This window comes from Arthrobacter sp. TJ-58 (assembly GCF_058269295.1).
The window spans coordinates 75,767-99,031 of the sequence record NZ_JBZCNM010000002.1; the positions used below are offsets into that span (position 1 = coordinate 75,767).

Here is a 23,265-nt window from a genome sequence, read left to right on the forward strand (position 1 = left end):
TCGGCTTAGTACCCTTAGAACATGACTGAACCGAATTCCACTGGCGTATCCGAGGGAAGCACCGCACTCCTGCACCGTCTTGCCGAACATCATCACGTGGCCACAACGTTCAACGGCTGGGATGGAACCCGGCGTGAGGTCTCCGACCAGACTCTCCGGAGGGTGCTGGCTGCCTTGGGTGAGGCTACCGAAACCGAGGAAGAGCTGGCTCAGGCCGTTGCGGATGCGCAGCTGAAGCCGTGGCGCCGGATCCTGCCCGGCGCCGTCGTTGTCCGGGAAGGCCGGAGCCGGCAGGTTCCCGTCCACCTTCCGGCAAGGGTCCGGGCAGAGGTCTGGATCGTCCTGGAAGACGGCAGTCGCCGAAACCTCGAATGGCCGGCTGCGCCCGGGGAAGAACTGGACATTGACGGAACCTTGACGGGCCGAACCCTGGTTGTCCTTCCCGCGGACCTGCCGCTGGGCTGGCACCGCCTCGAGGTTCAGGCGGGGAGCCGGCGGGCAGAGACCGTCCTGGTCATCACGCCGGAGCGGCTGACGACGACGGCGGCGCTCGCCCGCCGCCGCAAATGGGGCCTGATGGCGCAGCTTTATTCGATCCGCTCCTCCCGGTCCTGGGGCATCGGAGACCTGGGCGATCTGGCAGATCTGGCTGCCCTCTCCGGCGCCGAACATGATGCAGGATTCCTCCTGATCAATCCGCTGCATGCCGCCGAACCGGTGCCTCCGGTGGAGCCCTCGCCGTATCTGCCCACCACACGACGGTTCTTCAACCCGCTCTACATCCGGGTGGAGGACATTCCCGAGTACGGCTATCTCTCCCCTGCGGACCGGGCCGGCGTGGAAGCTGCAGCGCAGTCCCTGGCGGCGGCCAACTCATCCGCCGAGCAGCTGGACCGGGACGCCACCTACGCCGCCAAGCTCGCAGCCCTGGAACTGATTTTTTCCGTACCCCGGAGCATCTCCCGCCAGCAGCAGTTTGAGCGGTTCTGCGCGGTGGAAGGCAAGGGGTTGCAGGACTTCGCCCTGTGGTGCTCCATTTCCGAGCAGGTGCCGGCCTCAGACCCCCGGTGGCAGCAGATTGACGGCCCGGACAGCAGCTGGGTCCGGGAGCACCGGCAGGAGCTTGCAGAACGCGGACAGTTCTACCAGTGGCTGCAGTGGATCTGCGACCAGCAGCTGGAGAGCGCACAGGCCGCGGCCCGGAGCGCCGGGATGGAAATCGGCGTCGTTCACGACCTCGCGGTGGGTGTGCACCCGGCCGGCGCGGACGCCTGGATGCTGCGCGCGGTGCTTGCCCCCGGAGTCTCAGTGGGAGCGCCGCCGGACATGTTCAACCAGCAGGGCCAGGACTGGAGCCAGCCGCCGTGGCATCCGCAGGGCCTGGCCGATGCCGGGTACCTCCCGTACCGGGACATGCTGCGCACGGTCCTCCGCCATGCCGGCGGTGTCCGAGTGGACCACATCCTGGGGCTGTTCCGGCTGTGGTGGATCCCGGAAGGCTCAACTCCGGGCGAGGGGGCCTACGTGCACTTCGACCACGAAGCCCTGATCGGAATCCTGGTCCTGGAAGCCCAGCGTGCCGGCGCCGTCGTCATCGGTGAGGACCTGGGCCTGTTTGAGCCCTGGGTCCAGGAGTACCTTGCCGAGCGCGGCGTACTGGGCACCTCCATCCTGTGGTTCGAACACACCGATGACGGACCCCGGCCCCCGGAGGATTACCGGCAGGGAGCACTGACCAGCGTCAACACCCATGACCTGCCGCCCACCGCGGGTTATCTGGCCGGGGAGCATGTTGACCTGCGCGAGTCACTCGGCCTGCTGAACCGCCCGGTGGAGGAGGAACGGGAGGCAGACGCCGCCGCCCAGGAAGCCGTTCTGGCCCTGGTGCGCAGCCGCGAACTGCTGCCCGAGGACGCAGACGGCCGCGCTCCGGAACAGGTGCAGCAGACGGTCGAGGCGCTCCATGCCTACATTCTGCAGACTCCGTCCGTGCTCATTGGAGTGGCTCTGGCTGACGCTGTGGGAGAGCGCCGCACCCAGAACCAGCCCGGCACCGGGGATGAATATCCGAACTGGCGCATTCCGCTCTGCGGACCGGACGGCTCGGCCATCCTGCTGGATGACCTGCCGTCCAATGAGCGGTTCAACTCTCTGACGGACCTGATGAAGGACGCAATTTAGGCGCGGGCCGTATAACCGGTGCCGGTTGCGGCGAGCGCACGCCCTGCGGTGTCCGTCATCTCGCCGTCGGCGGCAGCAAAGGCCCGGGCGGCGTCCGCCACGCTGTCGGCCCTGCGGAACACCAGGCGGGAAACCTGCTGCCCCACATCTTCGCGGTGTTTCCAGAACCCGGTGAAGGCTTCCGACACCTCCGCTGCGGTCCCCAAAAGGGCCGCAGCGGTGCCGCCTGCCGTTTCCGCGGCGTTGGCCGCCTCGTTCAGTGCTGCGGCTTCCGCTGCGACTCTCATGAGCACTGCCTGCACGGCAGGCACATCTACGGTGTAATTCATCCTTTTCACTCCTCGGTCCCTGCCCGCCTTGGGCAGGGACCGCCACCCTAGGCAGAGAACGCGGGTTGCGGGGCCGTGTCCGCCGCGCTTGTGGACAACTTCCTTCGGTTAGGACTCCAGCTTCATGGCCTTGCGCAGGGTGAGGGCACCGCCGCTTTGCATGACGGCCCGCCGGTAGATCTTCTCACCGAAGCGCAGTAGGGCGTACGCGGCGGCCAGGGCAACCGCCAGGGACAGGAGAGTCTCCCACAGCGGGACTTCCGAGCCCAGCATCCGGATGGGCATGGCCACTGAAGAAATCACCGGCACATAGGACGCGATGACCAAAAGCTGTCCCTTCGCGAACATGCCGGCAAACAGGGCGGCGATGATCACCGTCATCACCGGCGTGGAACTGTTGGTCAGATCCTCGCTGCGGCTGGCCATGGACCCGAGCATGGCCCAGGCAGAGGCGAGAATCAGGAAGCCGGCGAGGAAGAACACCAGGAACCAGCCGGAGGCGGGAATGATGCTTCCCACCAGATCGGCGGTGTCCGTGAGATTCAGGGCCAGCAGTGCAGCCCCTCCGTAGAGGGCCAGCTGGATCATGGCGAGCAGGGTGTTGCCGGCTACCTTGCCGTAGAGCAGTTGCCGGATCGGAATGGCGGTGGCCAGAATCTCCACCACCCGGTTCTGTTTCTCTTCCAGGACGGAGTTGGCAATCGCCATGCCGAAAATGATGGACGCCATGTAGAACAGGAAGCTGAACACGAAGCCGACGATGGTGGCCAGCAGGGCGTTTTCTGCGTTTCCGTTTAGCAGAGCAGTCTGGAACTCGCTGCCTTCCAGCAGTGCCTCGGGGGTGGTGCCGGCTCCGGCGGCGTTGAATTCCAAGGCATAGTCGCGCAGGGCGTCGGCGATGCCCTGCTGCAGTTCGGTTGAAAGTTCTTCGTTGCCGGTCAGCGTCCAACCGTCGAAGGCCGCCAGGAGTGCGGCGTCGGCCTCCCCGGAACGGACCAGTTCCTGGGCCTGCTCGGCCGTGTCCGCGGAGATGGCCTCGAAACGTGTGTTGCCGCCGTCGGCCTGGCCTGCTTCATTGGCAGCATTCACGATTTCTTCGGCGGGATTTTCGAGGGCGGTGCTCTGCATGGAGGTCACCGCCACGGTGTAGTCGGTGGTGCGGCTGCTCATGTAGGCGTTGAACACCACGGCGCCGACGATCAGGACGAGGGTGACCACCGTGGAGATGAGGTAACCGCGGTCCCGAGCCTTCACCATGACTTCGCGAAGGGTGACAATAGCCCAGGCGGGCGTGGTGCTCATGCTGAAACCTCCCGGTAGATGTCGCTGAGGGTGGGCCGCAGCGGAGTGAATTCTTCCACGGTGCCGCGGGCCAGGGCCGCGGCGAGGACGTGCTGGGCGGCGGCACCGCCGTCGAACTCCAGCAGCGCTGTGGGACCGGCGACGTCGATAACCCGCAGCCCCGGCTCATCCCGGAGCCAGCCGGCGTCCGGAGAAACAGTGAGGCGGTGCCTGCGGGGAGCGTTGGCGCGGAGCTGGTCGCTGGATCCTGCCGCCATGACCTGTCCGGCCTTGAGTACCACCAGGTTGTCGCAGAGGCGGTCCACCAAATCCAGCTGATGGCTGGAGAACAACACCGGCACGCCCTCGCTGGTGCGTTCGCGCAGCAGTTCCACCATGGAATCCACGGCCGCCGGATCGAGTCCCGAGAACGGCTCGTCCAGGATCAGGACGCTGGGGCGGTGCAGCAGCGATGCGGCAATCTGCACGCGCTGCTGGTTGCCCAGGGAGAGGGACTCCAGCTTGTCCTTGGCCCGGTCCGCCAGGGTGAAGCGTTCCAGCAAATCCATGGCCTCGCGGCGGGCATCGCCCTGGCTCATCCGGTGCAGCTGGCCCAGATAGATCAACTGGTCGATGATGGGCTGCTTGGGATAGAGGCCGCGTTCCTCCGGCATGTACCCGAAGCGGGAGCGGTCCGCGGCGGTGACGGGGGAGCCGCCCAGCAGCACCTGTCCTTCAGTGGCGGTCAGGACGCCCATGATCATGCGCATGGTGGTGGTCTTGCCGGCGCCGTTGCCGCCCACGAACCCGGTCATCTGCCCGGCCGGGACATCGAAGGTGACATTGTCCACCGCCGTTTTGTCCCCGAACTTTCGGGTCAGGTTGGAAACCTGCAGCATACTGGCTGCTCCTTTCCCGGCAGGGCCGGGTATGTGACGCGGATCTTCTCCTTTCACCCTAGCTGCGGCGGGAGAACCGCGGATCGGCCGTGCGGGTGAACCCGTGCTGCATCAAGGGCAGCTGCGGGTGCCGGAATCCGTGGGGTTCTCCCCCGGAAGGATGAGGCCGCTCTCATAGGCGAACACCACGGCCTGCACCCGGTCACGGACCTGGATCTTGGCAAGCAGATTGGAAATGTGCGTCTTCACCGTGGCTTCGGCCAGGAACAGTTCCCGGGCAATCTCGGCGTTGCTCCGGCCGGCGGCGATCTGGCTGAGGACCTCGCGCTCGCGGGCGGTCAAGGTGCAGAGGAGGTTCTGCTGGGCCGGGGCCGGGGCAGGAACGCGCGCTGCTCCGGCCCCCTCCGCGGACTCGGCGTCGAGGGAGCGAGCGAAGCGCTCGATAACGCGGATGGTGACTTCCGGTGCCAGCAGGGCGTGGCCGGACGCAACCGCGTGCACGGCCGCAACGAGGTCATCGGGGTCGGCATTCTTCAGCAGGAAGCCGCTCGCGCCGGCCCGGATCGCGTCAAAGAGATAGTCGTCGCGTTCAAAAGTGGTGACGATGATGACCTTGGCGGTGCCGGCCCGCACTACCTGTGCGGTTGCCCCAATCCCGTCCAGCACCGGCATTTGAACATCCATCAGGATGACGTCCACGGGATGTGCGGCGGCGAACTCCGTAGCTTCGGCGCCGTTGACCACCTGGCCGACCACTTCGATCTCTTCCTCGACGGAGAGCATCATGGCAAAGCCTGCCCGCACCAGGGACTGGTCATCGGCGAGCAGCACGCGAATCGGTTTCATTGCATCCTTCATATCGGCAGCCCGTTGCCGCCCCCGGCGTCGAGCTTATCGGGAACCTCTCGGCCCGCTCCAAGCCTCAGCGCTGCGTGAAGCGCACGCGCACCCGCCAGCCGCCTCCGGAACGGGGTCCGATCTCCGCTGTTCCCCCGTGCAGGGCCGCCCGTTCCCGGATTCCCCGCAGCCCGAATCCGGACCCGGGACGCCCGCTCGGCCGGGGAGCGCCGTCGTCCACTGTTTCCACTTCAACCCAGCGAACCCCGTCGTTGAGCCCGGTGCGCAGTGCGACGACGGCGGACGCGGCCGTGGAGTGCCGGCGCGTGTTGGCGAGGGATTCCTGAACGGTGCGGTAGATGGACAGGGCCAGGGGATCGGGGACGGCGCCAAGTGCACCCGGGACATCCTCAACCCGGGTGAAGGACACCCGCAAACCGTTTGCCTGATGTTCTGCCACCAGTTCGTCCAGCTCCGCCAAACCCGGTTCGGGCCTGCGCTGGGTTCCGGCAGGCGCCTCGTCGCCTGCACGCAGCACGCCGAGCAGCGAGCGCATTTCCTCCACCGCCTCCCGGCTGGAGTCTTCTATGGTCTGCAGGGCTCCGGCCGCGGTTTCGGGTTTTTTCTCCATCACGCGCCGGGCGGCTCCCGCATGGACTCCGATCACGGCGATGTGGTGCGCAACGACGTCGTGCAGTTCCCGGGCTATCCGGAGCCGCTCATTCACCACTGCCTGGTGGGCAAGGTCCTCGGACTGGCGGCGGAGTTTCTCGGCCTGGGCCGCGAGCTGTTCACGCTGATGCGCGCTGCGCCAGGAGGTCAGGCCAAAGAGGATAGCACCGCCGAAGTATGCGGCATTGATCAGAAAACTGTAGAGGGCGTAGGAAACCATCGGGGGCAAAAGGCCGCGGTGCGTGTCATCTTCTTCCATGAACATTTCAATGATGGAGTCGTAGGCGTTGGAAACGGTGAAGGAAAGGATCAGCCACAGCGCCATCGCTGCGATCACCGCCGCCAGCGCAAGGCGCAGCAGCCGGCGGTCCCGTGCCCAGGCCACTCCCGTATAGATTGAGGCGAAATACGCGGCCTGGAAGGTGAGCTGGCCGGCGAGAATCGGCATGTACACGGCCAGGCCAAGGAAAAGCGCGGAGGACACAAGCAGTACCGTGACGGGATAGCGTCGTCGAACGGCCAGCGGCGCAACCATAAGCGCCATCACCAGATGCTGCAGCCACAGCGGCCTGTCCTCCCCGCCCATGGCGCCGAAACCACGGCTGATTTCCAGCGTGACGGCAGCGATAAGGAGCACGACGGCGGTGCCCAGTACGTCGCGCCGCAGCTGTTCGCGGGTGGGCGCGGGACGTTCCCAGTCGTCGTCGTTCTTCTTCCGCAGCCGGTCCCGAATCCAGCCGGTGCTTTGGGCCGGGGCTGCCTCGGCCATGGTGGCGCTCTCAATCATGGAGCCAGTCTAGGGGCGGTCCCGTTGTGCCTTCTCCGCGGCGTAGTCGTAGTACGAACTGTGCAGGCCATAACCGGGGTCCAGTCTTGAGCGGATCATCTGGTGGTCTTCGGGGTTTTCTGTGCAGGAGCCGGTGATCAGTACTTCCAGGACTCGGCTCCCGTCGAGTTCGGCGTGGTCGTAGCGGGCGGTGAGCTCCAAGTCGCCGTGGTGGTAGAGCATGACCTGGACGTCGCCGTTGGTATCCGGGGGATTGCTCCACTCGTTGTCGTGGATCCACTGCTTTGCTTCGAGATGGCTTTTCCACGCGTCCATGGTTGCCCGGGCAGTCCCATGATCCGGAGAGCTGCCCGTCATCCACGCCAGGGGGCGGGTTTCGGTGTTCCAGTTGTCATCCTCAATGGGGTCAAGGCAGGACACTTCCCGAAACTCCCGGACGGCAAGCGGGGAATCGCCGCCGCCTAGGGCCAGGAGTTCGGGCAGGATCACTTCCATCTCCGGCAGCAGCTCAGCGGCGGGGCGGGCATCAGCGCTGGGGCGGGGTTCAGCGGCGGGCCCCATTCCGGTGTTTGAGATCAAGGAGCAGCCTCCGATTCCGGGAACCAACAGTGCCGCCGCTGCGCAGTGCAGCAGCACGGGAGTTTTCTTCTGCATTTATCGCTCCGTACTTTCCACGGGCACCGACGGCATTTTGTGGCCCGCATATTCCTGCGGCGAGGTCTGCAGCGGACTGTACGACCACACGCCTCCCTCGTCTATGCAGGTTTCATCGGGAACGTACAGGTAGACGTTTTTGCCTTGCACCACCGCTTTCATGTTGTGGACGGACGTCGAGTCGGGCGAAAAATACTGGTCATGGCCCGAGACCAGCGGACCGCCCCGGTCATGGTTGATGAATCCGGATTCAAGCCGGGTGACGCCCATCTGTTCAGGATCTCCACCCTGCGAGATGCCGCCAAGGAACTGTGCAGCCAAGATGGGATCGTCCCGGGCCTGGATCCAGTACCGGTTCGCCTCCATGTTTTGGGTGTCCTCCACGCTGTTCACGTTGTTTCCCGCACCCGAAGGAGCGAGATAAATGATGTTGGTGGAGTTCAGCCCTTCACGTTCAGCTGTCCCCACAAGCGCTGCGCCGGCGCTGTACCCGATGTACGTGCTTCTTGTTCCGGGCGGCAGCTCCAGGTCCAGGGCGGCGTCGAAGCCCGCGAGCAGCGGCCCTCCCGTTTCGTTGTATCTGCTGGAAGCGTTGTCCTGAATTTTGTTGGGAAAATCAGTTCCCTGCCAATAAAAGGAGAGGCTGTCAGCGCTCCTTTCCCCGGCGACCCTGTCCAGCCGGGCGGAATACTCATCCACCTTCGACAGATTGCTGGTGGTCCCCGGAACCAGGACGGTGCTGGATTCGGTGCCGGCCGAGGGTGTCCCCTCCATGGTGACGATTCGGCCGTCCCCTTCCAGGCTCACCATGACCACCTGGCGTTCATTCTCAACGGCGTTGTCCAACCCCGTTTTCTTGCTGTCCAGTTCGGCCCACACAGCATGCAGCGTTGCGTAGAGTGCCTGTTCGCCGGGATTCTGTGCGAATCTTTCCGGCCAGGGTTCTCCTCCCATGGCGGCCATTTGCCGGGTCACGAGCTCCCGCTGGCCGGCAACCGTGACGATGTTGGCCAGGGCGCGCTGGGCCATCGGGATGCCGTTCATGTTTCCGAACTCGCCCGGATACAGGAGAAGCAGCCGTTTTTGTTCGCGGGCCGTGAGGTTCAGCCAGGTTTTCCGAATCAATGCAATTCCTTCCGGAGCCAGGACAGCAGCCAGAGTGCCCCGCGGGCGCCGGTAACCGCCGCTGCTGATGTTGCCGAAGGTGCGTTCGGGGTCCCGGCCATGGTGGGGCATCTTATTTTCCGCGAGCATCAGTGCAGCATCCGGGTGGGCCGCCGCCCACTTCCGGAGTTCATCTGCGCTGAGATCCATGATGGAGTTCACCACTGATTCGGGGTCCATGGTTCCGAAGTTCTCCAGGGAGCCGGTCGGATGCATCCGGTTCACGGGGGAAAGTGCGGGACTGTCCACTGCAGCGGTTCCGGGGAGACCCTCTCCGGTTCCGCCTGAAATGCGCGCCAGATCTGCCGCGGTTTCCGCCACCAGGACGGTCCACTGGTCCCGCAGGATCCGGGCCCGCTCGTTGAAGAGGGATATGACCCGGTCCGATGCGTACCGGTCCTCGGAAGGCCAGTTCTCCGCGGCAACGGTTCTCAGGAGCCCGGAGCGTTCTGCCGCCAACTCTTGTGCGTCCCGCTGCAGAGGCTTTCCCGACTCGGCGAAGTCCTGCAGCACGGTGCAGGCTGCGGAAAGCGCCACTGCCCAATTCACCAGGGGATCCCGCAGTTCCTTCAGCGCGGCGTAAATCCTCCCCTGGGTGGAAGGTTCGCTGTAAACCTGCTGCAGTCCATCCCAAGCTGAGGACGCAGCATCGAACATGCCGACTGTCGACGAGGCGCGGGCCTGCATATCTTCCACGGCGTCCGTCAGGTCCGTCCAGGGAACATCAATAACAGGGATGCCTTCGAGGGGGGCCATCGATCTACACCTTCACCTTGCTGCCGTTCATCAATCCACTCCTCAGGGGCACACCCTAGGGCGAAATCTTCCTTCTTTGGCAGCGTATTTGGGTGGTTGTGGAAAACTTCCGCCGGCCAGTTCGGCATCAGGTTGCCCGCCGGCGCCGCTCATGAGAGCTGCTGCGGCTGTGCTGGCGGGCAAGGGATGATTTACTGCCTAGTAGCTCAGATGCCGAAAAGGCAATCCTGCAACGGCGCGGACGACGGGACCATAAGCATGTTTGTTGAAGAAGCAAAGGCAATCCTTCCGGAACTGGTGGCGCTCCGGCGCGACCTTCACCGGGATCCGGAAATCGGGCTTGACCTTCCCCGGACGCAGGAACGCATCCTCCAGGCCCTTGAGGGGCTGGATCTGGAGATCACCCTGGGACTGAAGGCGTCGTCGGTGGTTGCCGTGCTGCGGGGAGCCGAGCCCGGACCGGCGGTGCTGCTGCGAGGGGATATGGACGCGCTCCCGGTGACGGAGCTGACGGACCTGGAGTACGCGTCAGCCAACGGAAACATGCATGCCTGCGGCCACGACCTGCACGTGGCCGGTCTGGTGGGCGCCGCAAAACTGCTCTGCGCGCAGCAGCAGGATTTGGCCGGCAGCGTCATCTTCATGTTCCAGCCGGGCGAGGAGGGACACAACGGAGCCAGCCTCATGATTGACGAGGGAGTGCTCGACGCCGCGGGGGAGCGTCCGGTGGCGGCCTACGGTATCCACGTCCGCCCCGGACCGCTGGGAGTGTTCCGCACCAAGCCGGGCACGCTGATGGCCGGAGCCAACGAGCTGCGCATTACCGTCAAGGGCTCCGGCGGCCACAGCTCGCAGCCGCAGACCGCCGTCGACCCCGTCCCTGCCCTGACCGAGATTGCCTCTGCGCTGCAGACCATGTCCACCCGTCGCTTTTCCGTCTTTGATCCGATTGTCCTGACCGTCACCCAGCTGGAGGCCGGCGAGGCGATCAACGTCATTCCCGATACGGCCAAGCTTGGGGCATCCGTGCGCACCCTCTCGGAGGAGTCCCTGGACCGGGTCATCATGGAATCGAAGGCGCTCGCGGAAGGTATTGCGGCGGCCCACGGCTGCAGCGCCGACGTCGACTTCACCGTCCGCTATCCCGTTACCCGCAATGATGCGGGCCGCACCGCAGAGGCCATGGCTGATCTGCGCGGAGTCTTCGGCGAGGATCGCGTGTTGGAATCACGGGACCCGCTGATGGGATCGGAGGATTTCTCCCTGGTTCTGGATGAGATCCCCGGGACCTTCCTGTTCCTGGGGGCCACGCCGCCGTCGGTGGATCCCGCCGCGGTGGCCTGGAACCACTCGGCGCGTGTGCTCTTTGATGATTCGGTGCTGGGAGACCAGGCCGCCGCGCTCGCACAGCTGGCTTACAACCGGCTGACATAGGCTGGGCGCATGACTTCGGTTCCCACGTCCTTTGCCTCACGCCTCGCCGCTCTGGCAACCCGCCCTGCACCGCCGACCTCCAAACCCCGGCGCATCGGTGCCGTTGCTCTGGGAGCGTTCCTCGCTTTTGCCGGAACCTCGCATCTGACTTTCGCCAGGTCTGAGTTTCAGGCCCAGGTTCCGGAGTGGGTTCCTGTGGGGGAGGACGCCGTCGTACTGATTTCCGGCGTTGTGGAAATCAGCCTTGGCGCTGCCCTGATTCTGCTCCGCAAGCGGAGGGTTCCTGTGGGACTTATTGCTGCGGCATTTTTTATCGGGATCTTCCCCGGCAACATTTCCCAGTACGTGACGCACACCGACGCTTTCGGGCTGGATTCGGACGGCAAACGGTTGGGCCGGCTGTTCTTCCAGCCGCTGCTGGTGATCTGGGCCCTGTGGGCCACCGGAGCATGGAAGGCTCTGCGGGCTGGGATGAAATAGGGGTAGCGGGGCCATTTCCCTCCGGTTTGGGAATTTCCGGCCACTTTGGGAAAATTCGGTCGGTTTAAAGCGGCCGGAATTTCCCACAACGTGCGATTTTTCCCAAAGCGGAGGGAATTCAACCCCGCGGGATTATCCGCGGGGACGTCTGCGTACTCTGGAACACCTACGCCGACCCACCGTGTAGGTTCCGCAGTTGCTGGAAGTAAAAGCAGCGCCAGCACCGTGGCCTGGGACCCGCCCAGCGGGGCCACTCCTGCCGTCTGTATGATCGGCGGCGGGGGAGCGTCCGCTGCCCCGCCATCAATGGGGAGGCAAGACGTGCATATTCCGCAAATACTCACCGACCAGCAGATCGCGCGAGCGGCGGGATTGCTCCAGGACTATTACACCCAGCCCGTCTCCAAGGGGCGGGTCCGCACCGGGGCGCGCTTCGACTCGTGGGCGGGCGGCGGCGATGCTCTTGGCGTCGTCAACGCGTTCACAGCGGACGACATGTTGGCTGCGTCGTTTCTCTCTGTGCCGTTTGAGCCTGCCGCGGTGATTGGCGTGCTGGCCGAGCGCCACCTCGATATCACCGCACTGCTGACGGAGATCCCCGTTGATCTCGATCTGGCCGATGTCACCCACGATGACTTCAAAGCCCTGCTCGGCGAGGAAAGCCCCGCGTGGAAGCTCTGGAACATTCTCCGCGGCAAGGAAGACGGCGGCTGGGGCATCGGCCCCACTCGAGCCAGCAAGCTCATGGCGCGGAAGCGTCCGCGTCTGATTCCCATCTGGGATTCGGTGGTGGGTGCCGAGACCAACCTGAAGAGCTCACTCACCCAGTGGAGCGAGTGGCACGATGTGCTCACCAAAGACGGCAAAGCGTTAGCTACCCGTCTGGACAACATCCGGGACCAAGCCGAATTGCCATACACGGTGTCCCAGCTGCGTGTGATGGACGTGGTGCTCTGGATGAACGGCACGGATGGCGGCACCAACCTGCCGCTCAGCGAGGACGAACCGGCCTAACCTTGGGAGGCCCAGGGCGGGCTAGTGGCCCGGCACAAACAGCCGGGCCACCGGATGAGTCAGGAGCTACCCCGCCCGGGCTTCCGCAAACCGCAGAGCCATGGACTCCATCTGCTCCATGACGAGCTTGATTGCGGCCGGCTGCTTGTTCGGCGGATTCGCTGCCGTGACGGCGTCGTGGAGAAGATCTAAGTTACTGAGCAGTAATATAGCGTCCATGCACCTTCTCCTTCGCACCCTTCTGGTCCTCTTCCGTTCACGCCGGCGTTCGAAACTGGACTTTTTCGACTCTGCAACACTGCCAATGCGGGTGCTGCCCACCGACATCGACATCGCCATGCACATGAACAACGGCATGTACTTCTCACTGATGGACCTGGGCCGCTTCGACCTCATGATCCGCAGCGGATTCTGGGCCACCATGCGCCGCAAGGGCTGGAATCCGGTGGTGGCCAATGAAACGATCAGCTTCCGCAAATCACTGCAGCTGGGCCAGCGATACACCATCGAAACCAAGATCATCGGCTTCGATGAGCGCGCCAGCTACATTGAGCAGCGGATGGTGGCCGACGGCGAAATCTACGCGCGTGTTTATGTCGCCGCACGCTTCGTGTCCAAGTCCGGCCCGGTGAGCAACGAGGAGATCTTCAAGGCTGCCGGTGTCCTCCCGCCGTCGGACCTTGATCTGCCTGAGTGGGTTCGTCAGTGGCGCACCGACGGTGCGCTGCCCAGCACCCGCCGGCCTGCGCCCCACCTCTGGAACTGACGCGGCGGGCACCACCAAAACGGGCAGTACGCCTGCCGCCTGCCTTCCTCGCGGCGTAAGTTGTGGTACATGACTCTCTCCGTCAATGTGTATCTGAGCTTGGACGGCGTAATGCAGGGGCCGGGCGCCGCGGATGAGGACCGTTCCGGCGGCTTCGACCGCGGGGGCTGGCTGGCCCCTCAGCTGGAGGACCGCGAAGTGAGCCGAACCATCGGTGGCTGGATCCGCAGGGCGGATTCGTTTCTGATGGGCCGAAATACCTACGACCAGATGCAGCCGTTCTGGGAGCCGGTGGCCGATCCGGACGATGCGGTGGCCTTCGCCCTCAATCACCTTCCGAAGTACCTGGTCACTTCGACGGCGGTCGACTCGCCCTGGCACAACACGCGGGTAGTCTCCGGAGACCCGCTGACGGCAATTGCCGCGCTCAAGGAGCACCCCGGTGACATGCAGGTCCATGGCAGCCACCGGCTGGTTCAAGCACTGCACAATGCCGGACTGGTAGACGAATACCGGCTGCTCCTTTTGCCGCTGGTGGTGGGAACGGGCAAGCGCCTCTTCAGCGACGCATCCGTTCCCTCGGGCCTGCAGCTGCTCTCAGCAGAAACTCTTCCGGCCGGCGCACTGAGCCTCAGGTTTCGGCCCATCCCCTACGGCACCGCTGACATCGGCCCCAGGGAAGAATATTGAGCGGTCTCCCCAGCAGGGAAGGCTCGGTCGAACAGGAATCAGCCAGGTAAAAGGGCGGAACCGCGTGTTGCGGCTCCGCCCTTTTTCTTTCCTCGAATGCTGGGTCTTTCCAGCGCTCAGTTTTACTAGCGCTGATTCCTGCGCTGGCGGCCGGAGGCCAGCATGACCACCGGAATCATCAAAAGGAGCAGTGGAATGAGCAGCGCCAGGACCTTCGGGGACGTGATGATTTCGCCCGGAGTCATGGCCGTGGTGCTGGCCCGCATGGTGTCAGCTCCCTCGGAGATTTCCCCGTTTCCATCGGCCAGAGTGACGCTGCCCTCGGCCAGCTGGGTGTTTCCGTCGGCCAGCGTCTCAGTGCCGGTCTTCAGCTTGCCGGTTCCTTCGGCGAGCGTCTTGGCGCCGTCGTCGAGCTTGACGGTGCCGTCCGCGAGTGAGCCGCTGCCGGAAACCAGCTTGCTGGTGCCTTCGGACAGCGTCGTGGCGCCTTCGGCCAGCTTGTCGTTGCCTTCCGAGAGCGTCACCGCTCCGGTCTGCAGCGTTACCAAACCAGTGGAGAGGGTCTGTGCGCCGGTGGCCAGCTTGCCCGCTCCCGTGACCAGCTCCGGCGTTTTCACTGCCAGCTCGGAGGCTCCGGTATTGAGCTTTCCGGCGCCTTCAGCAATGGCGCCGTTTCCAGCGGCCAGGGTTCCTGCACCGTCGCGGAGCGTGATTAGGCCCGCGGAGAGTTCACCGGTTCCGGCGTAAAGGCTTTCTGCACCCGTGGAGAGGGTGCTCGCACCGGTGGCCAGCTGCCCCGCGCCGGTTTCCAAAGCCGTAGTTCCGGCGGCCAGGGAAGTGGCACCGGCATTCAGCCTGCCGGCCCCGTCAGCAATGGAAGCGTTCCCGAGGGCGAGGCTGCCGGCTCCGGTGCGGAGAACGTTGAGACCCGCGGAAAGGCTGGTCGCTCCGGTGGAGAGATCGGTTGCTCCAGCGTTCAACTTTCCGGCGCCTGCGGCCAGCTCGCCCGCACCCGCAGAGAGCAGCGGCATTCCGGTGGCAAGTGTTTCGGCACCGGTACCGAGCTGTTCGACGCCTGCAGCGAGCTTTCCATTGCCGTCTGCGAGGTCAGCGGATCCCGTTTTCAAGGCGGCGGAACCGGCACTTAGCTGTGTAATACCGGCTTCAAGCGAGCCGGCTCCGTCAACAATCTGCTTCGCTCCGCCCTGCAGCTGCAGGGAACCGGCGGCAAGCGCTGCTGCACCGTCCGCCACACCCTTGGCTCCATTGCGCAGACCGGGTTCCTGAGCCGTTCCCTGGCCGTCGAAACCGGCCTTGATGGTGAGGATGCCGCTGTTGAGCGACTCGGCTCCGGCGGCTACCTGCATTCCGCCGTCCTGTACGGCAGGGACTCCAGCGGACAACGCTGCCGCGCCGGCCCCGGCATCGACAGCGCCGGAGCGAACCTTCTCCAGGCCGTCTTGAAGCTGGGTGGTGTAGGCGTTGCTGAAGTTAGTGGCACCGGCAGCGATGCCGTCCACGCCGGCTTTGGTGCCCTGTGCCTGCGCTGTGACGGCGGCAAGCCGATCAGCCAGCTCGGCGGCAGTCAGCGAGGGCGCCTCCTGCTGCAGCTTCTGCAGCTGATCCACCATGTTTGCTGCAGCGGCAGATGCAGTTCCCGCACCGCCGGCAACGGTATCCGCGTTGGTTGCCAGCGCGGCTGCGCCGCCGTTGACCAGAGGAATTCCGGCTTGGAGCGCCGCTGCCCCGTCGCGCAGCAGCGGTCCGCCGTTGACCAGGGCGTTGATGCCGTTGGACAGGTTGCGAGCACCCGTCGCCAAATCGGCTGAGCCAGCTGCAGCGTTGTTAACGCCGTCACTGAGTGCGGATGCCCCGGCATTTACCCGGTTGGCTCCGGCCAGCAGCGCTTCGGTGCCGGCCACTGCAGAGCCGGTTCCTTCGTACAGGGTCACGGCGCCCACCTGGAGGTCGCCAGCGCCCTTTGCCAGCTTCGAAACGCCTGCGTTCAGCTCAACAGCACCGGCGGAAACCTGATCTGCTCCGGTCTTGGCTGCCTGTGTGCCTGCGCTCAGGTCCCTGGTGCCGGCCGCCAGCTGCTGGGCCCCGGCGTCTGCATCCTTGATGCCGGACTGCAGCTTGGTGCTGCCACCCTCCAGCGTCAACGCGCCATCGGCGAGGGTCCCTGCGCCGGCGGAAACCGTGTCGGCTCCTTCTTTGGCGGTCCCGGCGCCTGCGTTCAACTGCTCCGCACCGACCTGCGCGGACTTGGCACCCGTACTGAGATCCCGAGCTCCGCCGGCCACCAGTCCCGCTCCGGCATTGGCTGCCTTGGCGCCGTCGCGGAGCTTGAAGCCGCCGTCGTTCAGCGCTTTCGCGCCTCCCACAATCTGTCCGGCACCGTCGCGAAGTGCCAAACCGCCGTCGTTGAGCTTTACGGCACCGGCGTTCAGTGCACCGGCCCCTTCAGCGGCAGTGAGTGCACCCTTGTTCAGTTCGCCGGAGCCGTCAGCAAGCTGCTGCGCGCCGTTGGAAGCACGTACCGCCCCGTCCTGCAGCTGGATCCCGCCGCTGGCGAGCTGGTCCGCGCCTGCGGTAGCCGTTCCGGCACCGTCCGCTATCTTCAGTGCGCCTTCAGCTGCGGAAACCGCGCCGGTCTGAAGCTTCACCGCGCCCTCGTCCAGGGCAACGGCACCGTCCTTCAGCGAAGTGGCGCCGGTCTTGGCGCTGGCGATGCCCTTGGCCAGGGTGATGGCGCCGTCGTCGACCTTTTTGGTTCCGGCCGCTACCTCTTCCGCACCTTCCTGGGCCTTCGCCGCTCCGTCCCGAAGATCACCGGCGCCGGTGGAAGCCCGCACTGCACCGTCGCTGAGCTCGGTGGCGCCGGCGGCAACCTTGCTGGAGAACAAGACAAAAAAGGCCAGAAGCAGAATGAGGAACAACGCCAGCAGCGCCGTTAGGAGTTTATGCGGCCGGGAATCGGCCCTTTCGGACGGAGAACTCGTCATTGAAATTCCTTTGTGTCATAAGCCGGTCCGATATCCGGACGGGAAGCAAGAGGGCGGGTGGGCTCTTGCATTCGGTGGTGCCGGATCGGAAGTGCCTCTGCTCTGACGACGAATTCCTCCGACACAAATGTGATGTCCGTTACATCTAACTTACTGTTCGGTAACAAAGCAAGGGATTTTGATGAAAAAGTTACCGGCCGGTAGGTTCGCCGTGCCGGCAAATTACTTGGGAAGCGGCTCCGGCGTGTCCGCGTAACCTGCAGCCGGCAATGGTGAATGCTGGCAGGCACAGCAGTAACTGCGCGTTTCACCATTCCAAGGGAGTTCTGGATGAGCTGGCTTGCCCGTGAAAACACCATTGCCCCGCCGGGTTTTAACCGGTGGCTGATTCCGCCAGCGGCACTGGCTGTTCATTTGTGTATTGGGCAGGTGTACGCCACGAGCGTTTACAAAAACGCATTGGTGGAGCACTTCGACGCCAGCCTCACCCAGATCGGCATCATCTTTTCGGTCGCAATTGTGATGCTGGGCTTGTCCGCGGCGGTCATGGGAACGTGGGTGGACCGCAACGGACCGCGTAAGGCAATGTTCGTGTCCGCGGTTTTCTGGTCCGGCGGTTTTCTGGTGGGAGCGCTCGGAATTTTCACCCATCAGCTGTGGCTGCTTTACCTCGGCTACGGTGTCATCGGCGGAATCGGCCTCGGCATCGGCTACATTTCGCCGGTATCCACGCTGATTAAGTGGTTCCCGGACCGCCCGGGCCTCGCCACGGGCATGGCGATCATGGGATTCGGGGGAGGTGCCCTGATTGCCAGCCCGCTGTCTTCCGCGCTGCTGACCTTTTACGACCCGAACTTTGGAACGCCCGGAGCCAACGCCGGCGACGCCGTCGGCAAACTCTTCCTCACCTTCGCCGTGATCTACCTCATCTATATGCTCTACGGGGCATTAACCATCCGGGTGCCCGCGGAGGGATGGCGTCCCGAGGGATTCGACCCGCGGACGGTGGCCTCGAAGTCGCTGGTCACCACAGCCCATGTGTCCGCAGCCAACGCGATCAAGACCCGGCAGTTCTGGCTCGTCTGGATTGTCCTGTTCTGCAACGTCACGGCCGGCATCGGCATCCTGGAACAAGCCGCACCCATGATCCAGGACTTCTTCCGCCAGCCCGACGGCGTCTCCCTCGTGAGCGCGGCCGTTGCGGGCGGATTCGTGGGGCTGCTTTCGATCGGCAACATGGGAGGGCGTTTTGTCTGGTCAGCCACGTCGGACCTCATCGGGCGCAAGCGCATCTACATGGTGTACCTCGGCGTCGGAGCCGCGCTCTACCTGGTGCTTTCGCTGTTCGGTGACTCGTCCACCATTCTGTACGTCCTGCTGGCCTTCGTGATCATCTCCTTCTACGGCGGCGGTTTCGCTACCGTGCCGGCCTACCTGCGGGACCTGTTTGGAACCTTCCAGGTTGGTGCCATCCACGGCCGGCTGCTGACGGCATGGTCCGCGGCAGGGATTGCCGGCCCGTTGATCGTGAACTCGTTCCTGGATGCCCGCGGAAAACCGGGAGAGCTGGATGCCGGTGCCTACCAGCCGGCACTGCTGACGATGGTTGGACTGCTGGTCATCGGATTCATTGCCAACCTGATGGTTCGTCCGGTGGACGCCAAACATCATGAACCGGCGCGCAACCCCGGGACCGCTGAGCTGAAAGAGGACCGTAAATGAGCAAGACAGGTATCCGCATCGCGGTGAGTTGGCTGCTGGTGGGCGTCCCGCTGGCTTACGGCGTCTTCCAGACACTTTCCCGCGCCGCCGCTCTCTTCGGCGGCTGACAACAGGCCCGCTGCCGGCAGACCCGGGTTGCCTGCTCCCGGCCATCCAAGCGGAGCAGGGGGCTGCCCGCGGCGGGGCAGAAATGTCACTATTAGGTCCCGACCATCCAGCCGCGCTGCAGCCTGCCCAGCATTGGTTCCGCCGCGGAGACTAGGAGCTAGACATGAAGGCCCTGCAATACCGCACCATCGGTTCCCCGCCCGAAGTAGTCGAGATTGAAACACCGGAGCCCGGCCCGGGTCAGGTCCGCATTAAGGTGACTGCGGCCGGCGTCTGCCACTCGGACGATTTCATCATGAGCCTGCCGGATGACCAATACGTGTACGGCCGCCCGCAAACACTGGGACACGAGGGTGCTGGTTTGGTGGACAAGCTGGGCGAGGGTGTTGAGCACCTGGAGCTGGGAACCTCCGTTGCCGTCTACGGTCCCTGGGGCTGCGGACGCTGCTATGAGTGTTCCAAGGGCAGCGAAAACTACTGCACCAATGCGGCCAAATTCGGCATCACGCCGCCGGGACTTGGATCGCCCGGCGCCATGGCGGAATACATGATCGTGGATGACCCCCGCCATCTCGTGCCGCTGGGAGATCTGGATCCCGTGCAGAACGTGTCCCTGACGGATGCGGGGCTGACGCCGTATCACGCGATCAAGGGATCGCTCTCCAAACTGCATGCCGGTGCCACGTGCGTGGTGATCGGAGTTGGCGGCTTGGGGCATGTGGCGGTGCAGCTGCTGAGGGCGATGACTCCGGCCACAGTGGTGGCGCTGGACATCAGCCAAGACAAGCTGAATCTCGCCACCGAGGTGGGAGCCCAGTACACGTTCCCGTCGGAGCAGGGGACAGTGGCGCTGGTGCGGGACCTCACCCACGGGGAAGGCGCGAATGTGGTGTTCGACTTTGTTGCCAATCAGGCCACTATGGATTTGGGCCAGGCCATGATGCGTCCGCAGGGGGATCAGGTCCTGGTGGGCGTTGGCGCCGGAGCGCTGCCGGTGGGCCTTATGGCCGGAGCCTGGGAAGCCTCCATCCGTTCACCCTACTGGGGGAGCCGTCCGGAGCTGATTGAAGTCCTGGACCTGGCGCGGTCCAGCGGCATCAACGTGCACACGGAGGTTTACTCCCTCGACGAGGCACCCAAGGCGTACGAAAGGCTGAAGAACAACCAAATCCTTGGCCGCGCCGTCGTTGTTCCCTGAGAGGCGGCGGTCACTGGCCGGTCTGCGCCCGTGAAAGTCCGGCGAAGCCCCGGGCCTGGGCGAGCAGCTGCGGAACGCCTGCCTCCAACGACGGCGCAAACAGGGTGTCGCCGGGCCGCTCTCCCTTGAGCCACCTGGTGTAGATGGCTTCGCAGAAAATGGAAGCCTTCCACAGGGCCAGGGTCTGATACCAGGGCAGTGCGTCCAGGGAGAGGTTCGTCTGCTCCCGGTAACGGGCAATGAGGTCCGCCCGGCGCAGGTATCCCGGATTTCGGGTGACGGGAGTCAGCTCCAGCGGACTGGGCGGACTGCCGGGTTCCGAATAGGTGGCGGTGAGGTAGCCGAGGTCCGCCAAAGGGTCGCCGATGGCCGCCATCTCCCAGTCGAGGACGGCGGCGACCCGCGCCGGCGCGGACGCCTGAAACATCAGGTTTCCGGGACGGTAGTCGCCGTGCAGCACCGATGCCTGCTGGCTGGCGGGCAGGTTGGCGGCCAGCCAGCTGCCCAGCACGGCCACATCGGGCAGGGACCGGGTGGTGTTGATCTCCCAGAGGGCGGAAAAGCGCTCCACCTGCCGGCGCAGATATCCGTCGGCCCGCCCGAAGGACGCCAGGCCGCCGGTGGTGACGTCCACCTGGTGCAGCTGCACCAGGGTGTCGACGACGGCGTTGCTGGTGGCCAGCCGCTGTTCGGGCGAGTTCAGTGCGGCGGGAGTGCTGTTGGTGATGACCAGTCCTTCCAGGAACGTCATCACGTAGAAGGGCACGCCCAGGACAGATTCGTCAGCGCAGACAGCGAGGATGGCGGGTACCGGAATGCCGCGGTCCTGCAGGAGCTGCTGGATGCGTGCTTCGCGGATCATGTCATGGGTTGAGCGGGGCAGGGGCGGCCGCGGACCCCGGCGGAGCACGAAAACCTCGCCTCCGCGCTCCAGACGGTACGTGACGTTGGACTGTCCGTCGCCGATCTGTGCCCAGGACAAGGGCCCGGAACCGAGACTGTGCTCGTCCAGGAAGGCCGTGACGGCGTCCACGATCAGCAGCGGAGGTGAGGCCAGTGCTGCGGCATCGGCCGCGGTGGCGACTACTTCCCGGCCGTCGGGGACGGTTTGCAGGGAAACTGCTGTGACTGGCATCAGGCCTCCGCGCCGGTGAAGGACTGATCGGCACCGACGGAGGCCAGAAACTGCGCGCCTGCTTCGACTTCGCGCCGTCGGGCTGCGGAAGCGCGGCGGGCGATGGCCCACTTGTGCGTCTCATTGGAGCCGTCATAAATGCGGAAGGCCCGCACCTCGTTCAGGTAGGACGCCAGCGGCAAACTGTTGGTGACGCCGTCGCCCCCGCACAGCTGCAGCGAGCGGTCGATCACCCGGTACACCGCTTCGGAGGTGTGGGCCTTGGCCACCGAGGAGAGGGCGGAACCGGCCTTGGCATCGGTTTCAAGCAGTGCGGCGGTTTTGGTGATGATTGCGTCGGACGTTTCCAGGTCCATCACGTTCAGGGCCAGCATGTCCTGGGCGATGCCCAGCTCGTGCATGGCGGAACCGAAGATCTCCCGCGTGTTGGTCCGGTCCAGGGCAATGTCCATTGCCCGCCGCGCCAGCCCCAGCCACCGCATGCAGTGGGTTAGCCGGGCCGGGCCCAAGCGCACCTGGGCGTAACGGAAGCCCTGTCCGGGGGAGCCTAAAACGGCAGTGTCCGGGACAAAGACATCCTCAAAATGCACGTGCGGATGACCGCCGCCAATGGCCCGGTCCATGGTGGAGACCTGCTCGCCGATCCGCACACCCGGGGTGTCCATGTCCACCAGCAGCATGGTGGCTCCGGCCGGAGCGGCCGCCGGGGAGGATGAGTCCGCTCCGGCGGCGCCGTCGACGGCGGCAGTGCGCACCATGGTGATGCAGAATGCCGCATTGTTGGCTCCGCTGGTGAAGCGCTTGTGGCCGTTGATGACCCAGCCGCCGTCCACCTTTGCTGCAGAACTCATCAGCGCGGCGGGATCCGATCCTGCACCGGGATGGGGTTCGGTCATGCCGAAGCAGGAGCGGGCGGCGCCGGAAACCAGGGGCCGGAGGTACTGCTCCTTCTGTTCCGGCGTGCCGATCAGCTCCAGCATGTGCATGTTGCCTTCATCCGGTGCCTGGCAGTTGAGCACCGTGGGGCCAATCAACGAGTAGCCGGCTTCCTGGAAGATGGGGGACCACGAGGCCAGCGGTACGCCCTGCCCGCCGTACTCCCGGGCAACGTGCGGGGCAAATACTCCGGCGTCCTTGGCTGCCGCCTGCAGCCGGGTCCGTTCGGATTCCTCCAGGCGCTCGCCGGGGGCAGGCTCGGCCGGTATCACTACGGAACGAATGAAGTCGCGGGTACGCAGGCGCAGGTCTTCGATTTCGGGGGACAACAGAGGGGAAAGCGGAGTCATGGGGGTGCTTCCTTTGCGTACTTAGGCGTTGCCGCCGGCAGCCAGCAGGCCGCCGTCGAGATTGAGGATCTGTCCGGTGATCCAAGCTGCGTCGTCGGAAGCCAGGAAGGCGGCCGCAGCGGCCACGTCATCGGGGGTTCCCAGCCGGCCCAGCGGATAGGCAGCGGCAACTTGCTCTTCGCGTCCCTCGTAAAGCGCCCGGGCAAACTGAGTCTTGACCACCGCGGGCGCCAGGGCGTTGACCCGGATAGCCGGACCGAGCTCCACTGCCAGGGAGCGGGTGAGCTGCTCAATGGCCGCCTTACTGATCCCGTAAAAGCTGATGCCGGGGGACGGCGTCTGAGCGCTGACTGAGGACAGGTTGATGACGGATCCGCCCCGCCCGGCAAAATCCAGTTTCTCGTGGTGGTAGGCGGCCTGCACCCAGCCGAGGGTGCCGTAGAGATTGACCTCCATGATTTTGCGCGCAGCATCCGGATCCAGGTCCATCAGCGGGCCGTAGACCGGATTGATGCCGGCATTGTTGACCAGGATGTCCAACCGGCCGAAATTTGCCGCGACGGTGTCCAGAACCTCGGCGCGGTGTTCGGCGTCGTCGGATTTGCCGGCAAGAGCCAGGACAGAGTCTTCCGGAAACAGGGCGGCTGCCTCCGCGAGCGGTCCGGGCTTGCGTGCAGTAATGCAAACACGGGCACCTTCCGCGACGAACCGCTGGGCAACTGCCAGGCCTATGCCCCTGCTGGCCCCCGTGACAATGGCCGTTTTTCCTTCCAGCCGGCGGGCGGGGACGGTGTTCTCTGGCATGGAGCTCCTTGGGATGCTGCGAGGTGCGATACCGACCAACCGACCGGTATGGCGCGCTGATAC

Annotated in this window: 21 protein-coding genes; 9 read left to right on the plus strand and 12 right to left on the minus strand. The window is 64.9% G+C overall.

The features are described from left to right. The first annotated feature begins 21 nt into the window (after positions 1-21). Positions 22-2,181 (plus strand): 4-alpha-glucanotransferase, encoded by a 2,160-nt coding sequence (gene malQ, locus AC4D2W_RS06515; RefSeq protein WP_490926111.1) that lies wholly within the window; start codon positions 22-24, stop codon positions 2,179-2,181. On the opposite strand, the gene AC4D2W_RS06520 is transcribed toward malQ, so the two are convergent. The 7 genes from AC4D2W_RS06520 to AC4D2W_RS06550 form a co-directional block, all read right to left on the minus strand. Next, positions 2,178-2,510: a DUF6507 family protein gene (locus AC4D2W_RS06520; RefSeq protein WP_490926112.1), complete on the minus strand. Its 333-nt coding sequence runs from the start codon at positions 2,508-2,510 to the stop codon at positions 2,178-2,180. The two genes, malQ and AC4D2W_RS06520, sit on opposite strands and share 4 nt — an antisense overlap. Positions 2,511-2,618: 108 nt before the next feature. Continuing rightward, positions 2,619-3,812: an ABC transporter permease gene (locus tag AC4D2W_RS06525; RefSeq protein ID WP_490926113.1), complete on the minus strand. Its 1,194-nt coding sequence runs from the start codon at positions 3,810-3,812 to the stop codon at positions 2,619-2,621. Then, a complete protein-coding gene (locus tag AC4D2W_RS06530; protein WP_490926114.1) occupies positions 3,809-4,690 on the minus strand; it encodes an ABC transporter ATP-binding protein in 882 nt (293 codons plus the stop codon). Before AC4D2W_RS06530 ends, AC4D2W_RS06525 begins: the two co-directional genes overlap by 4 nt. A 111-nt stretch (positions 4,691-4,801) precedes the next feature. Then, positions 4,802-5,536 (minus strand): response regulator, encoded by a 735-nt coding sequence (locus AC4D2W_RS06535; protein ID WP_490926115.1) that lies wholly within the window; start codon positions 5,534-5,536, stop codon positions 4,802-4,804. Between the two features lie 76 nt (positions 5,537-5,612). After that, on the minus strand, positions 5,613-6,986 hold the full coding sequence (locus tag AC4D2W_RS06540; RefSeq protein WP_490926116.1) for a sensor histidine kinase: 1,374 nt from the start codon (positions 6,984-6,986) through the stop codon (positions 5,613-5,615). Positions 6,987-6,995: 9 nt separating this feature from the next. Then, the gene (locus AC4D2W_RS06545; protein WP_490926117.1) at positions 6,996-7,640 is read right to left on the minus strand and encodes a hypothetical protein; all 645 of its coding nucleotides are present in this window, start codon (positions 7,638-7,640) and stop codon (positions 6,996-6,998) included. Then, positions 7,641-9,560 (minus strand): hypothetical protein, encoded by a 1,920-nt coding sequence (locus AC4D2W_RS06550; RefSeq protein WP_490926118.1) that lies wholly within the window; start codon positions 9,558-9,560, stop codon positions 7,641-7,643. 258 nt (positions 9,561-9,818) lie between these two features. Between AC4D2W_RS06550 and AC4D2W_RS06555 the strand changes: the two genes are divergently transcribed. The 3 genes from AC4D2W_RS06555 to AC4D2W_RS06565 all read left to right on the plus strand — a co-directional run bounded on the left by AC4D2W_RS06555 (position 9,819) and on the right by AC4D2W_RS06565 (position 12,488). Continuing rightward, complete coding sequence (locus AC4D2W_RS06555) at positions 9,819-10,994, plus strand: M20 metallopeptidase family protein (RefSeq protein ID WP_490926119.1); 1,176 nt, start codon at positions 9,819-9,821, stop codon at positions 10,992-10,994. Between the two features lie 9 nt (positions 10,995-11,003). Next, a complete protein-coding gene (locus tag AC4D2W_RS06560) occupies positions 11,004-11,474 on the plus strand; it encodes a DoxX family protein (protein ID WP_490926120.1) in 471 nt (156 codons plus the stop codon). Between the two features lie 321 nt (positions 11,475-11,795). Next, positions 11,796-12,488 carry a DUF6308 family protein gene (locus AC4D2W_RS06565; RefSeq protein WP_490926121.1) on the plus strand — a complete coding sequence of 231 codons (693 nt, stop codon included), beginning with the start codon at positions 11,796-11,798 and terminating at the stop codon, positions 12,486-12,488. Positions 12,489-12,554: 66 nt separating this feature from the next. On the opposite strand, the gene AC4D2W_RS06570 is transcribed toward AC4D2W_RS06565, so the two are convergent. Continuing rightward, positions 12,555-12,707: a hypothetical protein gene (locus AC4D2W_RS06570; RefSeq protein WP_490926122.1), complete on the minus strand. Its 153-nt coding sequence runs from the start codon at positions 12,705-12,707 to the stop codon at positions 12,555-12,557. Between AC4D2W_RS06570 and AC4D2W_RS06575 the strand changes: the two genes are divergently transcribed. Together AC4D2W_RS06575 and AC4D2W_RS06580 are read left to right on the plus strand one after the other, a co-directional pair. After that, on the plus strand, positions 12,706-13,254 hold the full coding sequence (locus tag AC4D2W_RS06575) for an acyl-CoA thioesterase (RefSeq protein WP_490926123.1): 549 nt from the start codon (positions 12,706-12,708) through the stop codon (positions 13,252-13,254). The two genes, AC4D2W_RS06570 and AC4D2W_RS06575, sit on opposite strands and share 2 nt — an antisense overlap. Before the next feature lie 69 nt (positions 13,255-13,323). Then, the gene (locus AC4D2W_RS06580; RefSeq protein WP_490926124.1) at positions 13,324-13,944 is read left to right on the plus strand and encodes a dihydrofolate reductase family protein; all 621 of its coding nucleotides are present in this window, start codon (positions 13,324-13,326) and stop codon (positions 13,942-13,944) included. A 125-nt stretch (positions 13,945-14,069) separates the two neighbouring features. Here the strand turns inward: AC4D2W_RS06580 and AC4D2W_RS06585 are convergent, their stop codons facing one another. After that, positions 14,070-16,949 carry a beta strand repeat-containing protein gene (locus AC4D2W_RS06585; RefSeq protein WP_490926125.1) on the minus strand — a complete coding sequence of 960 codons (2,880 nt, stop codon included), beginning with the start codon at positions 16,947-16,949 and terminating at the stop codon, positions 14,070-14,072. A gap of 330 nt (positions 16,950-17,279) precedes the next feature. On the opposite strand from AC4D2W_RS06585, the gene AC4D2W_RS06590 reads away from it, so the two are divergent. The 3 genes from AC4D2W_RS06590 (at position 17,280) to AC4D2W_RS06600 (ending at position 19,977) form a co-directional block, all read left to right on the plus strand. After that, positions 17,280-18,671, plus strand: coding sequence for an OFA family MFS transporter (locus AC4D2W_RS06590; protein WP_490926126.1), 1,392 nt, complete (start codon positions 17,280-17,282; stop codon positions 18,669-18,671). Further along, positions 18,668-18,778, plus strand: a complete 111-nt coding sequence (locus AC4D2W_RS06595) for an MFS transporter small subunit (RefSeq protein ID WP_490926128.1) — start codon at positions 18,668-18,670, stop codon at positions 18,776-18,778. Before AC4D2W_RS06590 ends, AC4D2W_RS06595 begins: the two co-directional genes overlap by 4 nt. Before the next feature lie 164 nt (positions 18,779-18,942). Further along, positions 18,943-19,977: an NAD(P)-dependent alcohol dehydrogenase gene (locus AC4D2W_RS06600; protein ID WP_490926129.1), complete on the plus strand. Its 1,035-nt coding sequence runs from the start codon at positions 18,943-18,945 to the stop codon at positions 19,975-19,977. 10 nt (positions 19,978-19,987) lie between these two features. Here AC4D2W_RS06600 and AC4D2W_RS06605 read toward each other — a convergent pair whose 3' ends face one another. From AC4D2W_RS06605 to AC4D2W_RS06615, 3 genes are read right to left on the minus strand one after another with little or no spacing between them, the layout of a single operon-like run. After that, positions 19,988-21,112: a phosphotransferase family protein gene (locus AC4D2W_RS06605; RefSeq protein WP_490926130.1), complete on the minus strand. Its 1,125-nt coding sequence runs from the start codon at positions 21,110-21,112 to the stop codon at positions 19,988-19,990. After that, positions 21,112-22,398 (minus strand): acyl-CoA dehydrogenase family protein, encoded by a 1,287-nt coding sequence (locus AC4D2W_RS06610; RefSeq protein WP_490926131.1) that lies wholly within the window; start codon positions 22,396-22,398, stop codon positions 21,112-21,114. The genes AC4D2W_RS06605 and AC4D2W_RS06610 overlap by 1 nt, the downstream gene beginning before the upstream one ends. Before the next feature lie 21 nt (positions 22,399-22,419). Next, entirely contained in the window at positions 22,420-23,202 is a 783-nt protein-coding gene (locus tag AC4D2W_RS06615) for an SDR family oxidoreductase (RefSeq protein ID WP_490926132.1), read from the minus strand. Between the last annotated feature and the right edge of the window lie 63 nt (positions 23,203-23,265).